15 protein-coding genes are annotated in these 15341 nt (G+C 41.3%); all 15 read left to right on the top strand.

Annotated elements, in window-relative coordinates:
* The first annotated feature begins 2 nt into the window (after nt 1-2).
* The 15 genes from MMP60_RS02815 (at nt 3) to MMP60_RS02885 (ending at nt 15303) form a co-directional block, all read left to right on the top strand.
* Nucleotides 3-1679, top strand: a complete 1677-nt coding sequence (locus MMP60_RS02815; RefSeq protein ID WP_241334878.1) for an AMP-binding protein — start codon at nt 3-5, stop codon at nt 1677-1679.
* 10 nt (nt 1680-1689) lie between these two features.
* Nucleotides 1690-2430, top strand: coding sequence for a glycosyltransferase family 2 protein (locus MMP60_RS02820; protein ID WP_241334879.1), 741 nt, complete (start codon nt 1690-1692; stop codon nt 2428-2430).
* The gene (locus MMP60_RS02825; RefSeq protein ID WP_241334880.1) at nt 2430-3365 is read left to right on the top strand and encodes an acyltransferase; all 936 of its coding nucleotides are present in this window, start codon (nt 2430-2432) and stop codon (nt 3363-3365) included. Before MMP60_RS02820 ends, MMP60_RS02825 begins: the two co-directional genes overlap by 1 nt.
* Before the next feature lie 25 nt (nt 3366-3390).
* Entirely contained in the window at nt 3391-4926 is a 1536-nt protein-coding gene (locus tag MMP60_RS02830; protein ID WP_241335165.1) for an aromatic amino acid ammonia-lyase, read from the top strand.
* A 15-nt stretch (nt 4927-4941) separates the two neighbouring features.
* Complete coding sequence (locus MMP60_RS02835) at nt 4942-5367, top strand: acyl-CoA thioesterase (protein ID WP_046740172.1); 426 nt, start codon at nt 4942-4944, stop codon at nt 5365-5367.
* 161 nt (nt 5368-5528) lie between these two features.
* Entirely contained in the window at nt 5529-6134 is a 606-nt protein-coding gene (locus tag MMP60_RS02840) for an outer membrane lipoprotein carrier protein LolA (protein WP_241335166.1), read from the top strand.
* Nucleotides 6109-8421 carry a hypothetical protein gene (locus tag MMP60_RS02845; RefSeq protein WP_241334881.1) on the top strand — a complete coding sequence of 771 codons (2313 nt, stop codon included), beginning with the start codon at nt 6109-6111 and terminating at the stop codon, nt 8419-8421. Before MMP60_RS02840 ends, MMP60_RS02845 begins: the two co-directional genes overlap by 26 nt.
* Before the next feature lie 24 nt (nt 8422-8445).
* Nucleotides 8446-9741, top strand: a complete 1296-nt coding sequence (locus tag MMP60_RS02850; protein ID WP_241334882.1) for an NAD(P)/FAD-dependent oxidoreductase — start codon at nt 8446-8448, stop codon at nt 9739-9741.
* 1 nt (nt 9742) lies between these two features.
* Nucleotides 9743-10297, top strand: a complete 555-nt coding sequence (locus tag MMP60_RS02855; RefSeq protein WP_241334883.1) for a DUF3261 domain-containing protein — start codon at nt 9743-9745, stop codon at nt 10295-10297.
* Nucleotides 10294-11496, top strand: coding sequence for a beta-ketoacyl-[acyl-carrier-protein] synthase family protein (locus MMP60_RS02860; RefSeq protein ID WP_241334884.1), 1203 nt, complete (start codon nt 10294-10296; stop codon nt 11494-11496). Before MMP60_RS02855 ends, MMP60_RS02860 begins: the two co-directional genes overlap by 4 nt.
* Complete coding sequence (locus MMP60_RS02865; protein WP_241334885.1) at nt 11497-11928, top strand: 3-hydroxylacyl-ACP dehydratase; 432 nt, start codon at nt 11497-11499, stop codon at nt 11926-11928. It abuts the gene before it with no gap.
* A gap of 269 nt (nt 11929-12197) precedes the next feature.
* Nucleotides 12198-12923, top strand: coding sequence for a 3-ketoacyl-ACP reductase FabG2 (locus tag MMP60_RS02870; protein WP_241334886.1), 726 nt, complete (start codon nt 12198-12200; stop codon nt 12921-12923).
* Nucleotides 12923-14146 (top strand): beta-ketoacyl-ACP synthase, encoded by a 1224-nt coding sequence (locus MMP60_RS02875; RefSeq protein WP_241334887.1) that lies wholly within the window; start codon nt 12923-12925, stop codon nt 14144-14146. The genes MMP60_RS02870 and MMP60_RS02875 overlap by 1 nt, the downstream gene beginning before the upstream one ends.
* A 14-nt stretch (nt 14147-14160) precedes the next feature.
* The gene (locus MMP60_RS02880; RefSeq protein ID WP_241334888.1) at nt 14161-14595 is read left to right on the top strand and encodes an excinuclease; all 435 of its coding nucleotides are present in this window, start codon (nt 14161-14163) and stop codon (nt 14593-14595) included.
* A 51-nt stretch (nt 14596-14646) separates the two neighbouring features.
* Nucleotides 14647-15303: a 4'-phosphopantetheinyl transferase superfamily protein gene (locus MMP60_RS02885; RefSeq protein WP_241334889.1), complete on the top strand. Its 657-nt coding sequence runs from the start codon at nt 14647-14649 to the stop codon at nt 15301-15303.
* Nucleotides 15304-15341 lie beyond the last annotated feature (38 nt).

The following is a 15341-nucleotide window of genomic DNA, read 5'->3' on the forward strand; positions in this document are numbered from 1 at the left end:
TAATGATTGCGCCTATCTATTTTTATAACGATTGTAATTTAGCTCAAACATTCTGTATCACTTCTGAGCAGTACACGATTTCTTATGCCCAGTTTTGGCAAGATGTGGTTGAGCAATCGGTTGAAATTGAAAATTTACAACAAGATACTTGGGCATTGTGGGAACAGGACAGTTACGAATTCATCGTACTGTTGTTTGCAGCTTTACTCGCAAAGAAAAGAATCATTTTACCGCCAAATCGTGTTCGTGATTTGGAGCAGAAATTTGCACAACAAGACATCCATTTTCTAGGGAGACAGTCTTTAACGACCTCTCTTGATTTAGCCACAGATTCAAGATTAGGTTGGCTGCGTCATGATGAGTTCCTCAATCATGCAGAAATCATCTTTTTCACTTCAGGTTCAACAGGTGAACCGAAAAAGATCGAACGTACTTTAAAGCAGTTATTGAATGAAGTGACTGGGCTGGCAGCGAGCTTCAAATTTGATGATCATCATGTTGCGATCGCTACGGTCAGTCATCAGCATATTTATGGATTATTATTCAAGTTGTTATTGCCATTGGCAACACATCATTGCTTCTACAACCCTCAGTTGGCATTTCCTGAAGATGTGATTCAGGTTCAGCAGCGTTTAGCTCAGTCTAGCTTAGGCAACTACCTCGTATCTAGTCCTGCTTTATTAAAACGTTGGACACAAGAATTACCGCTACAACAATGTGAAGTGGTGTTTAGCTCAGGTGGTAAACTGGATTCAGGTATTCGTATTCATGTGAATGTGCCGATTACTGAGGTTTTAGGGAGTTCTGAGACCGGTGGTATCGCTCATCGTCGTGAAGACGATGCAGCTTGGACAGCATTCAACAATGTTCAGATTCAGATTTCTGAAACAACTGAATTGATGGTACAGAGTAATCATGCAGGTGAGTTAGGCTGGATAATCACGGGAGATGCAGCGCAGTGGGTGGATATAACCCATAAGCAGTTTAAGCTGTTAGGACGTTTGGATCGTATTGTAAAACTGGAAGAAAAACGTTTAAGTTTGGATGCGATTGAACAGAATATAAATCTTCTCGCTGAAGTTGAGCAAAGTCATACTTTACTTTTGGATCACCAAAATCGCCAAATTTTAGGTTGTATTGCGGTGCTTACAACACAAGCGCAACAGCAATTGATCAGCATGGGCAAGGCTGCTTTTGTGAAGCAACTTAAACAACAACTTCAGTTTCAACTTGAAGCGATTGCAATTCCAAGACAATGGCGTTTTCTCAGTCAAATTCCACAGAATGCGCAGTCAAAACGAGATAAAAACTATTTAAAGGCATTATTTGCAGTGATGTTAGCCCCCGTTATTTTGTCACAATGGCAAGAACACGACAGTGAATATTTCCGTTTAGAATTCCCGCCTGAGCTTGAGTGTTTTAAAGGGCATTTTCCAACGCAACCGATTTATCCTGGGGTTGGGCAAATCAGTTTTATTCAACAATTCGCCAAAAATATATGGGCGGATTTGGCGTGGTGTCAGGGCTTTGAGCAATTGAAGTTTCAAAACCTCATTCGTCTGTATACGGTCGTGCAGTTAAAATTAAGTCGTAAACAGCATAAAATTAGTTTTGAGATGACCGCAGATCAACAGGTGTTGGCTTCTGGTCGTTTATTATTTGCGGTTGAAGGTGTATAGGCATTCAGTCATGTTGAAATATAGTATTGTTATTCCTGTTTATAACCATCCGCATTATTTGGCAGATTTGGTGCAACATCTGGAACAATTCCAGTATCCGATTATTTTGGTGAATGATGGTAGTCATGCCGAATGTACTGCAATTTTACGCCAATTAGCGCAGCAGAATAAATCGGTACATTTAGTTGAGCATGAACTCAATCAAGGCAAAGGACAGGCAGTGATCACAGGTTTACGCTATGCTGCGCAAATGGGGATGAGCCATGCTTTGCAACTTGATGCAGATGGGCAACATCACTGGGATGATGTGGCTAAATTTTTCCAGTACTCCCAGCAGCAACCGCGAGCAATGGTGATTGGTCAGCCAGTTTTTGATGCTTCTGTACCGAAAAAACGTTTATATGGGCGTTATGTAACTCACTTTTGGGTTTGGCTAAATAGTTTATCTTTAGATATTAAAGACAGTATGTGTGGCTTTCGGATCTATCCTTTGGATAAGACTATTCCGATCTTAGATAAAGCCAAATTTCAGCCAAGAATGGGCTTTGATAGTGAAATTCTCGTTCGTTTAAAATGGGAAAATACACCATTTATTAATATTCCGACGCCTGTGATCTATCCTGAGCATGGCGTATCACATTTTGATGTATGGCGTGATAATGTTGGCTTGAGCAAAGCACATGCGACCTTATTTGCAGGTATGTTGATTCGTTTTCCTAAACTGATTTGGCATAAGTTTAAGGCTGATTGATGAGCAGTCCTCAGCAAAGCGCTCACGACACTTGGCATGACATTAAAGAGCGTGGCGGACTTCTGCCATTAATGTTGATGCTTGGGTTCTACCGTTGCGGTGGGCGGTGGCTTTGTCGTGTGGTGTTGTATTTTATTATCATGTGGTATTGGCTATTTGCTGTGACGGCACGTCAGGCATCACTGCAATATTTACAACGTTTACACCATTTTGCAGGTATACAATCGCCATTCTCAGCGATGCCGACATGGGGCAATAGTTATACTCATTTCATGCAGTTTGGTGAGTGCATCCTCGATAAAATTGAGGGATGGTTGGGGCATATTCCTGAGCAAAAGCTAGAATTATTTGGACATGAACATTTCCAACAGCACTATCAAAAGGGTGCGATTATTGTGGTTTCGCATTTTGGCAATATCGAGTTATTACGTGCTTTAAAATCTGAACATCCACAAAAAATTAATGTGTTGGTGTATCAAAAACACGCATCGCAATTTAATCAATTCCTCAAAAAAATTAATGATAAAGCCGATGTGAATTTAATTTCGGTGGATGAATTGGGGATTGAAACTGCCATTCTGTTAGAAGAAAAAATGCAGCAAGGCGAGTGGGTGATTGTAGCAGCAGATCGGATTCCTGTGCAGTCGGATCGTGTACAAACGGTTCAGTTCTTGGGTGAGTCGGCAACTTTACCTCAAGGAGCATGGATTTTGGCAAATTTACTTAAAGTGCCTGTATTAGCCGTCTTTTGTTATCGTGTGCAGCAAAAATTTCAAGTTCATATTCACCCTATTGCAGATCAAATCGATCTGCCTCGGAAAACCCGTTTAAGCAGTATGCAACAGATTACCCAACGCTATGTCGTCCTATTAGAGCAACATTGTTGCCGTGCGCCGTATCAGTGGTTTAATTTTTATCAGTTTTGGACAAAATAACGTGAATGCAAGTCAAATTGGATCAATGATCAAACCCATTCTGATTGTGGGAGAGCAGCCACTTAGTATTGAAGACGTGGTGGCCGTCGCTCGCCAAGAGTTTAACGTGGCATTGCCTGAGACAACTGAATGGCGTGAGTTGATTCAACGTGGCGCTGACTTTTTAGATCAGTTATTGCTTGATGAAGGCGTGATCTATGGTGTGACCACAGGCTACGGTGATTCGTGTTTGGTTGAAATTCCAATGCATCAAGTGAATGAGTTACCGTTGCAGCTCTCTCGTTTTCACGGTTGTGGTTTAGGTGAAAACCTTGATCTGCTGACAGCTCGTGCGGTGGTGGTGACTCGTCTTTGCTCATTGGCACGTGGTTATTCTGGTGTGTCGTTGAGTTTGCTTGAACGTCTCGTTTGGATGCTGAATGAAAACATCATTCCTGTGATTCCATCTGAGGGTTCTGTCGGTGCAAGCGGTGATTTGACGCCGTTGTCTTATATTGCAGGGGCATTGGTGGGTGAGCGTGATGTATACGCACACGGCAAGATTGTACCGATTACTCAGGTTTATGCTGAGAAAGGTTTACAGCCTTTAACTTTGCGTCCGAAAGAAGGCTTGGCACTGATGAATGGTACGGCAGTCATGACTGCAATAGCCTGTTTAAATTATAAAAAAGCTGAACAAATTTCTTTAGCAAGCACCCTTATTACCGCTTTGAATGTATTGGCTTTAGAAGGTAATCCAAGCCATTTTGATGAGGTTTTATTTGCGCAAAAGCCGCATCAAGGACAACAACAAATCGCCAAACAGTTACGTGAATGGCTGAACAGTGAAGTACAAACAGCGCATCAAAGTCCACGTTTACAAGACCGTTATTCCTTACGTTGTGCGCCGCATATCATTGGGATATTTGAGGATTCTAAAACTTGGTTGCGTCAATTTATTGAAAATGAACTTAATTCGAGTAATGACAATCCTTTGATTGACCCGATTAATTTACGAGTTTTACATGGTGGGCATTTCTATGGCGGTCATATTGCTCAAGCAATGGATAGCCTAAAAATTATGATTGCCAATATCGCAGATTTGATGGATCGACAAATTGCACAATTGGTTGATCATAAAATGAATCATGGTTTGCCCCGCAATTTGACAGGTTCAACAGCCGAGCGTCTACCGCTCAATCATGGTTTTAAAGCGGTACAAATTGGTGTTTCGGCTTGGACTGCGGAAGCCTTAAAAAACACCTTAGCCGCATCAATTTTCTCTCGTTCGACTGAATGTCATAACCAAGATAAAGTCAGTATGGGAACAATTGCCGCACGTGATGCGACCCGTGTGATTACCTTGACCCAACAAGTGCTTGCTGCTCTATGTTGTGCCAGTGTGCAGGCGGTTCATTTAAAAGCGGTGGAGTCACAATTAAGTCCAACTTTACAGGCATTTGTTGTGTGGACTTTACAAAGTTTTGCATTACTTGAAGAAGATCGCCCTTTACAAACTGAACTACAACACATCATTAATCGTTTCGACAACTTTGAATTGTTGAATCAATTCCAACAATAGGTCGAGGAGCGAAACATGCAGGCAGATGTAATCATTGAAATCCCGTTTCATGATGTCGATACCATGAATGTGGTTTGGCATGGACATTATCTAAAGTATTTTGAAATTGCACGTTGTAAGTTATTGGAGCAATTTAATTATAACTACAATCAAATGAGAGCATCGGGCTATGCGTGGCCTGTGATTGAAAGCCATGTGCGTTATGTACAAGGCATTGAGTTTGAGCAAAAGATTAAAGTACGAGCTATTTTAAAAGAATGGGAAAACCGCCTAAAAATTGAGTATTTAATTCTCGATGCAGAAACTGGGCGACGTTTAACCAAGGGTTATACCACACAAGTGGCTGTGAATATGCAAACACGAGAAATGTGTTATCAGTCCCCACAAATTTTGTTGGATTGTTTAAATGCATGGGATGAATTTAAAGGAGAGGTTATATGATTTTTAATCTCTTTGTTTTGGGGGGTCGTCGCCAAGTTGTTATCGTTCCCCCCTCTAAATCTCCCCCCTATCAGGGGGAGACTTCCACGAATTTGATATATTCTTTGGTTTGTGGAATTGCCTCCATTTTTAAGGGAGGAATAGGGAGGGCTAAACTTGGAATTTCCCTCTTTATCGTGCTTTCTCTATTTAGCGCATTCAGTTATGCCGATAACACGGCGGTGACGACGATTTTTCAACAATTGTCGAAAAATGATGTGGTTCGTGCGGACTTTGAACAACAAAAGAAGTTAGCCAGTTTAAATAAAACCTTTGTTTCGAATGGCACATTGAGCTTTGCAAAATCCAATGGGGTGCTTTGGCAAATTAAGCGACCTGTGCAAGCGGATCTGATCGTGACGCAAAAGAAATTGGTGCAAAAAACGCAAAGAACCTATAGCCAGATTCAGATAGATCAATCCCCGTATAGTTCTGTTGCGACTTTATTTTTGCAACTCATGTCGGGCGATGAAAAAGCCTTAGCCAAGAATTTTAATGTGGTGTCTGCGGATTATCGTGCAACAGGTTGGAAGATTGCCTTAACACCGAAGTCGAACTTATTTAAAAAACTGTTTGTGCGGATTGATGCACAAGGGCAGCAATATGTCGATAAAATTGTGATTCAAGAACAAGCCAATAACAGTACTACGATTTTATTCCGTAATCAAAATACTCAACCGAACCAACTTACGGCTGCTGAATATGCGCTTTTCCAATTGGCAAAATAAATTTACTGCCCTTTGGTTAATCATCTTAACCATTGTTGGTCTGGCACTTGCCGTTGCATGGTTGAAAAAAGAGATTCATATCCAAACCAATATCTTTGCTTTGCTGCCCGAAACACAACAAAATCCAGAACTTGCCAAAACACAGCAATACATGAGTGATCAGCTTAATCAAAAAGTATTTTTGGTTTTAGAAAGCACTGATCAACAGGCTTTAGCGCAAGCAACGTTGTTACTTCAAAAGCAACTACAACAGAGTAAATTGTGGCAGCCCTTGAAGCCACAACTTGATTTAGAACAATTTTCGAAACAGTTATATCAACATAAAGTCGGGTTATTGAGTCCGCAAGATCAACAGTATTTACAGCAACAAGATTACCAAGCCTTAACTGAACAAAGTTTGATGCAACTGATGAGTGTGGGGATGCCAATTACGGCTGAATCATTACGACAAGATCCATTGTTGTTGTTTCCTCGCTATATGTTGAGTATTGCCAATCAAGTCTCAAGCAAAATTGAGCTGGAGCAGGGTTTTGCCACCATTCATGACGATCAGAAAATCTCACGTTTATTGGTCTTAGAATTAACGCGAAGTCCATATAATATTGATTATCAAGAGCAAGTTTCTGCTTGGATTGAACAGTTACAACCACAGCTCAATAAGCTCAAAGTACAATCGCATTGGACGGGAACGATTTTATTCTCGAACTTTGGAACACAATCTGCCAAACAGGAAATCTCAACCATTGGACTCGGTTCAACTTTGGGTTTGATTTTATTGGTTTGGTTTGGTTTTCGCTCATTCCGCCCATTGCTCACGGAGTTCATTGCAGTTTCAACAGGTACTTTGTTGGCATTTGCAGTGACACATTGGATTTTTGGTGAAATTCATCTGATGACCTTGGTCTTTGGGGCAAGTTTGATTGGGGTCTGTGTTGATTTCTCTTTCTATTTTATGGCGATGCAATCACAGCATCGAAAGCTAGATGGTTTCAAAATCCTAACTCCGCTGTTACCTAGCTTATTCATGGGTTTGATGACAACGGTGGTGGCTTATGTTTTCCTCAGTTTTACGCCATTTCCTGCCTTTAGACAGATTGCGGTTTTTTCGATTGTCGGTTTAGTCGCAGCATGGATCACCAGTGTTTTGTTATTACCACGATTACCACCGTTAAATGCACAAGCTGCAATTCAACGCTTAGCTTGGGTTGGACAGGCACGACAATGGTTTCAGCAACATCACACAACCCGCTATAGTTTGATTGTGACCATTATCGTGATTGGAACGATCAGCTTATTTTCTTTGCAATCCAATGATGATATTCGTAATTTGCAAAGTATGGATGCCAAACTAAAACAGCAAGATCAATACATTCGTACTTTGTTCGGACAGCAACAAAGTAGTGATTATTTTGTGGTACAAGCAAGTTCGAGTGCTGAGTTAGAACAGCAGGAAGCTCAATTGATTCATCAACTGCAACAGCTTCAGGCTCAGGGTAAGATTGATCGTTTTCAGGCTTTAGGGCAATGGATTCCACCCTTGGCGCAGCAACAGCAAAATGTACAGTTATTCGCGAAAATTCCTGAATCGGTCTTAAAAAATTATGCAGAGACTATGGGGTTGAAATTTGCAGATGTTCAAGCGTGGCAGCAGCAACTCACTCAGCAGCCATTGCTGACCACACAAGTTTTTCAACAACATCCTTTAGCATTTTTACAAGTGAATCCGACACAGCGTTTGGTGATCGTCAATGGTGTCAAGCAGGTCGGGGCGTTACAGCAATTAGAATCAGCTCACGTTCATTTTCAACAGCCTGTTCATACACTCTCCCAAGCTTTCGCACAGCATCGTCAACAAGCACAGCATTTGTTGATCTATGCCTTGTTGAGTTTGGCGATTGGTTTAGGGATCATCTATGGCATCCGTTCAATTTTGCCCTTAGTGCTGCCAGTGACTCTCGCTTTATTGAGTACCTTTGCAGTACAGGCATGGTTAGGTGTGGAAATTAACCTATTTAGTATTATGGGGACATTTCTGATTATTGGGATTGGCGTAGACTATGCCATTTTTTATCGACATGGGCATGATCATCCTCAAGTCGTTGGCATGGCGTTATTTTTGTGTATGATGTCGACTTTATTGGGCTTTGGCTTATTATCACTGAGTCATACGTATGCGATTCAATGTTTTGGCTTAACTGTTTTACTTGGTGTAATTTTCTCATTTATTTATGCAACTTTACTCACACCTGCTGATCAAAAACATATTGTGAATTTAGAAACACATTAAAAAATTTAAATTTTAGGGGTTTATATGAATACTATACAAAAAACAGATGTTGTGATTATTGGGGCTGGGCCTTCTGGTAGCTCTGCTGCAGCATTACTTCGTCAAAAAGGTTATGCGGTCACGATCATCGAAAAACAATATTTTCCTCGTTTTTCGATTGGTGAGTCATTATTGCCACAGTGTATGGTGTTTTTAGAAGAAGCAGGCTTACTCGATACGGTTCGTGAGCATGTGGAATCACGTGGATTCCAATTTAAAAATGGTGCGGCATTTTTATGCGGGCAAAAACGCAGCCATTATAATTTTACTGAAAAATTTACCGATGGCCCTGGGACAACATGGCAAGTCCGTCGTGCAGATTTTGACCACTTACTAGCGCAACAAGCTCAGCAGTATGGTGCTGATGTACGATTTGGGCATGAGGTGATTGCCGTCGATGTAGCATCCGAGCAGCCGATTTTAACGGTCTTCGATGAGACACAACAACAGTATCAAATTCAAGCGAAGTTTTTACTGGATGCGAGTGGTTTTGGGCGAATTCTGCCGAAGTTTTTAGACTTGGAAAGTCCTTCAAATTTCCCTGTGCGTCGAGCAATTTTCACCCATATTGAAGATGGGATTGGTGATCGAGCTGATTTTGATCGGGAGAAAATCTTAATTACCATTCATGAAAAAGATCATCGAGCTTGGTATTGGTTGATTCCTTTTGCGGATGGTCGCGCATCATTTGGTGTGGTGGCAGAACAAGATTTCTTTGATCACTATCAATCAGAGGATATCGAACAAAATGAACCTGAACCATTATTGAAACGCATTCTAGCGGATGATCCTGCTTTATCTCAGGTATTAGAACAAGCGAAATTTGATACACCTGTACGAACTTTGGTGGGTTATTCTGCCAATGTGAAGCATTTAGCAGGTCGTAACTATGCATTATTGGGCAATGCTGGTGAGTTTTTGGATCCTGTATTTTCGTCGGGTGTCACGATTGCGTTGAAATCATCAAGCCTTGCTGTACCGTTACTCGATCGAGTGCTTCAAGGTGAGCAAGTCGATTGGATGCAGGAATATGAAGTCCCGTTGCGTAAAGGTATTCAAGTTTTCCGTGCTTATGTTGAGTCTTGGTATGAAGGTGAATTTCAAGACGTGGTCTTTTCCAGTAATCAAAATGAAAGTATTCGCCGTATGATTTCCTCTCTATTGGCAGGCTATGCATGGGATGAGCAGAATCCAATTCATAAAAATGCAAAACGCCGTTTAAATACCTTGGCTGAGTACTGTCGAGAGGGCTTGGCACAAGAGCAAGCCTTAGAGGTTTAGTATGCAACGAATTTGGGGCAGCTTATTGTGTATGAGTATCTTGCTATTGGGTGGGTGTCAGTTGATGCCCCATGCGCAAGGTCTGAAAAGCAGCCATTGGCAAGCACAACAATATCAACGTCAAGATCAAGTTGAGGTACAGTGGAAAGACAAAAGTTTTAGCTTTCTACTGTATCAGCAGCAAAAAGGTCCGCAGTTAGAGTTGGTGGGATTGGGTTTGACGGGTCAGCCTTTATTCCAACTTATATTTGATGGGCAGCGGGTTAAGGTACAACAACGAATTGAAGCGATGCGATTGTTACCGTTTGAGTTTGTCGCCCGTGATATTTTGTTTGCGACTTATCCAAATTTTGCTCAATTGGGACAAGAGGCGGTTCGTGTTGATCATACTGCGAATCAGCAAACGGTTTTTATTGGGCAGCAAGCGGTATTGCTTGTCAAAAAACAGCCGAGTTCGATTGAGTTAGATAATCTACAAGTCCCTTATCGCATGACTTTAAGTTCAATTGAAAATACTTTAAACCCAGATCAGCCTGAGCCAGTAGTACAGCCATGAGTCAGCCTTTATCCAAACAGCCACAATTTCAAGCGGTTGGAATTCCCCTGAGTATAGGGTTATCTGCATTGGGGCAAACTGCTCAGCATATTCAGCACAGTTTAACTCAAACCAATAACATCTTGAGTTTAGAAAACGGCTTGGTGGTCGATCGTTCGGTATGGGTTGGGCGTTATGCTCATCCACTGATTGATCAAGTGTCCGAATGCTTGGGTGCATTCGATTCTCGGAACTTACGGTTTGCATTAACTGCTTTGGCGACGATTGAAACTGAGCTTCGAGATTATGTGGCGAAGATTGATCCAAAGCGTTTAAGTATCGTGGTTGGAACATCAACTTCAGGTATTTCAGATAGTGAGGCACTGCTGAAGCAATATTTTGAGGGGGATACTTCGCTTGCAATTTCGCATCAGCCACAAGAAATGGGGTGCCTTGCAAAAGCCTTGCAAAAGTATCTCGAATGGCAAGGGGCTGCTTATACGATTTCGACTGCATGTTCTTCCAGTGCTAAGGCATTTGCTGCGGGGCAACGTTTAATTCAGTCAGGTTTGGCTGACGCTGTTTTAGTTGGTGGTGTTGATACCTTGTGTCAACTGACCTTAAATGGTTTTAATAGCCTCGAAAGTTTGTCTGCTGATATTTGCCAGCCCTGCGGTATCAATCGTGATGGTATTAATATTGGTGAAGCTGCCGCTTTGTTTTTATTAACCAAAGAAGCTGCGCCCGTGATGTTGTATGGTGCTGGTGAATCAATGGATGCATGGCATATTTCAGCACCGCATCCAGAAGGTGAGGGTGCTGCAATCGCAATGCAACGTGCTTTAGCAAGTGCTGAGATTGCACCGCAGCAGATTGGATATGTAAATTTGCATGGTACGGCAACCCCACAAAATGATGCGATGGAAATCAAAGCCATTCGACAGGTATTTCAAGAGCATGCCGTTGCACTCAGCAGTACTAAGCATAAGACAGGACATTGTTTAGGCGCAGCGGGTGCAATTGAAGCTTTGATTTGTACGCAAGTCTTAAAAGATCAAACATGGTTGCCTATGCATCAACACACCGATATTGATCCTGAATTAGCAGATCAAAACTATGTACGCGATGCACAGCTTTCAAAACCGATTCAATATGCAATGAGTAATTCATTTGCCTTTGGCGGAAGTAATATCAGTTTGCTATTTGGCGTGGAGCAATAAATGAAACTAGATGCGCTTCAGTATATTCCACACGAACAGCCGATGGTATTTATTGATCATATTGTGGAAGCAAATGAAGGCTATGCGATTGCTGAACTGAGCATTACCACCGATTTGATGTTTTGTGAAGCAGACGGTTTACCGACTTGGACAAGCATTGAAATTATGGCGCAAACGGTAAGTGCATATTCAGGTTGGTTAGGACAGCAAAAGCAGCAGTCACCCAAAGTTGGTTTTTTGTTAGGTACGCGAAAATTACATTTACCTGTTGCCTATTTTGCACTGGGTCAGACCCTTAAAATTCGAGTTGAGCAACAGTATTTACATGAAGGTTTAGGGCAGTTTTCTTGTGAAATTCATTATGAAGATCATGTTATTACTGCTTTGTTAAGTGTGTATGAGCCGACAGATCAATCTGCATTAAAGTTATGAGTTTAAATGAAAGTTAGGTGGAATTATGTCGAGTTCTCATCAAATTTCAGGATAAGCCTTCGGCTCGACCTACTTTTGTTTCGGCAAAAGTAGGCAAAACCATTGTCATTCACAAAACCTGTTCAATTCTTGCATTTATTGAGTTGTATCGCAGAAACACTTTTGTGTTGATACCACGCAGGTTGTGAATGACGTTTCCGAGTATCCAGCTTTTGTGATATTCAGATCATAAAATTGATGATTTTTGAAAAGGTATTTAGGGAACAACAATGAGTAGAAGAATATTAGTGACGGGTTCAAGTCGTGGGATTGGTAAAGCGATTGCATTGCAATTGGCTCAAGCAGGATTTGATATCACGATTCATGCGCGTTCTCGTGAAGTTGAGGCGCAACAAGTGGTTGAACAAATTCAAAAACTTGGACGCAAAAGTCACTATGTATTATTTGATGTAAATGCACGGGAATCTGTTAAAAGTCTATTAGAACTAGACGTTGAACAACATGGGGCATTTTATGGGGTCGTGTTAAATGCAGGACTTACCCACGATGGCGCATTTCCTGCATTAACGGACAACGATTGGGATGAAGTGATTTCGACCTCATTAGATGGTTTCTATAACGTACTCAAACCATTAATCATGCCAATGATTCATTTACGTAAGGGCGGACGTATTGTCACGCTTTCTTCTGTTTCTGGCATTATGGGCAATCGCGGACAGGTGAATTATAGTGCTGCCAAAGCGGGCTTGATTGGTGCAACCAAAGCGTTGGCTTTGGAATTAGCAAAGCGTAAGATCACCGTGAATTGTGTTGCCCCTGGTTTAATTGAAACGGAAATGGTGACAGAAGAAGTCAAAGCACATGCGTTGAAAATGATTCCAATGCAGCGCATGGGACAAGTCGATGAAGTGGCAAGTGTGGTGAAATTTCTGTGTTCTGATGACGCTGCTTATATCACTCGCCAAGTGATTTCAGTCAATGGAGGTTTAATCTAATGAAACGTGTCGTTGTCACAGGTATGGCTGGGATTACCTCATTGGGTGAAACAACTGATGATATTTTTGCTCAATTCCATGCAGGTAAAAGCGGAATTCGCTATATGCCTGAATGGGAGCAATATGTTGATTTAAGAACAAAATTGGCTGGGCAAGTACAGTCTTTTCATGTGGCTAAACATTTTAATCGAAAAGTAATGCGTGGTATGGGACGTGTCGCTTTGATGTCAGTGATTAGTGCTGAAAATGCTTTACAAGATGCACATTTATTAGATTCTTCTCTTTTGAAGAGTGGCGATGTTGGTGTTGCCTTTGGTTCGTCGGCTGGTAGTGTTGATGCAATCCGTGAATTTGGCAATATGCTGATTGATCAGGATATGAGCAAAATCAATGCCACCACTTATATCCGTATGATGTCGCATACCAGTGCAGTCAATATGACGGTTTATTTTGGATTGAAGGGTTTAACTTTACCAACATCGAGTGCGTGTACCTCAGGTTCGATGGCGATTGGACAAGCCTACGAAGCAATTAAATATGGTAAGCAAACTATTATGATTGCTGGTGGTGCAGAAGAACTCAGTGCGGTGGGAGCAGCTGTTTTTGATGTCTTATTAGCCACCAGTCGGATGAATGATCAGCCTGAAAAATCACCACGTCCTTTTGATGCCAACCGAGATGGTTTAGTGATTGGTGAGGGAGCGGGATGTTTAATTCTTGAAGAATATGAACATGCTATACAACGTGGTGCAAAAATCTATGCTGAAATTGTGGGTTATGCGAGCAATACCGATGGTCAGCATGTCACTAAGCCTGATACTGAAATGATGGGGCGCTGTATGCAAATGGCGCTGAAAGATGCACATTTGGATGCGAGTCAAATTGACTATGTGAATGCGCATGGGACTTCGACAGATCAAGGTGATATTGCAGAAAGCCAAGCAACCGCAAGAATATTAGGTCGTAAACCAATCAGTTCATTAAAAAGCTATTTCGGGCATACGCTGGGTGCTTGCGGTGCAATCGAAGCGTGGTTAGGCATCGAAATGATGAATCGTGGGCAACTGGTGCCGACCTTAAATTTGGATGAAATTGACCCACAATGTGGTGATTTAGATTATATTACTCAGCAAATTAGAGTCAGTAATATCAATATTATGATGAGCAATAATTTCGCCTTTGGCGGGATTAATACCTCACTTATTTTTAAACGCTTAACATAACAAGGAGCACAATAATGTCAATTAAACAATTATTCTTGGTTGCAGCACTTGCAACAGGTTTTACAGCATCTGTTCAAGCTGCCGATGTAACACATAATTTTGATTTTAAAGCAGCAGTCGATCGTGCTGTGGCAGATGGAACTTTAGATGGTACGGTCAAATTTTACCTGAAAGGAAATAAGTCAGGCGGTAAAATTGTAGAGCAAGATATTGTCACCAACCAAAAAACCAATGGTTTTGGTAAATCTGCTGAAACATCATGTGACTGGGTACTTCGCTCGGCACTTCTTCAATTAGACAAAGCAGCAAAAGCACGTAGTGCAAATGCGGTGACGAATATTGTGAGCTACTACAAAAAGAATGAAACCAAAAGTACGACAACTTATGAATGTCATAAAGGTGTAGCGGTTGCAGGTGTTGCCCTGAAAGGCGATCTTGTTAAATTCTAAAATTTTTTAAAAGCCTCTGTTTTCTTAACAGTGGCTTACTGAGTGAAGCCGATGATGACACGTAAAATTGAAGTACATATTCAAGCATTGGCTTCACTTCTTAAACGAGATAGAACAGAGTTTTCAGATTTTAGATCGTTCAACGATTATAAAAAACAACAGATCAAAGCCTATCGCAATCAACTTTTGGCAGATCAATTAAAGTGTTTAACTACGGATTTACAGTTTTCAAAACATGAATATGGCAAGCCATTTTTAAGCTCTCATACCTTGGCATTTAACCATTCACATAGTCAGCAATACTATGCTTTGGCGATGAGTGAAGGTATGAAAGAGGTTGGTGTGGATGTTGAGGAATTGGATCGTAAAGTCCGTTTTGATCCCTTAGCGCAACATGCTTTTCACGCAGAAGAATATCAAACTTGGCAGCAACAAGATCAAGATACTGAATACTGGCTACGTGTATGGACAACGAAGGAAGCAATTTTAAAAGCTTCAGGTCTAGGAATCCGCTTAGACTTAAATAGTTTAAATACTCAAGTTCATGCAACGAACTATGGTGGAATGTGTTCCCATCCCTTGATTGGGACGTTTGCTTACCAAAACTTTATTTTAAATCAGAAAATTGTGCTCACTGTGGCATGGCGATCAGAACAATCTTGTCGAGGATTTCAGTTTCCACAGATTCAAATTGTTCAGCATCAATAAGCGTGCATAAATGATGCATGCTGCTTTGCTCCAATCGC

Source organism: Acinetobacter sp. ANC 4805, assembly GCF_022549495.1.
Classification (GTDB): Bacteria; Pseudomonadota; Gammaproteobacteria; order Pseudomonadales; family Moraxellaceae; genus Acinetobacter.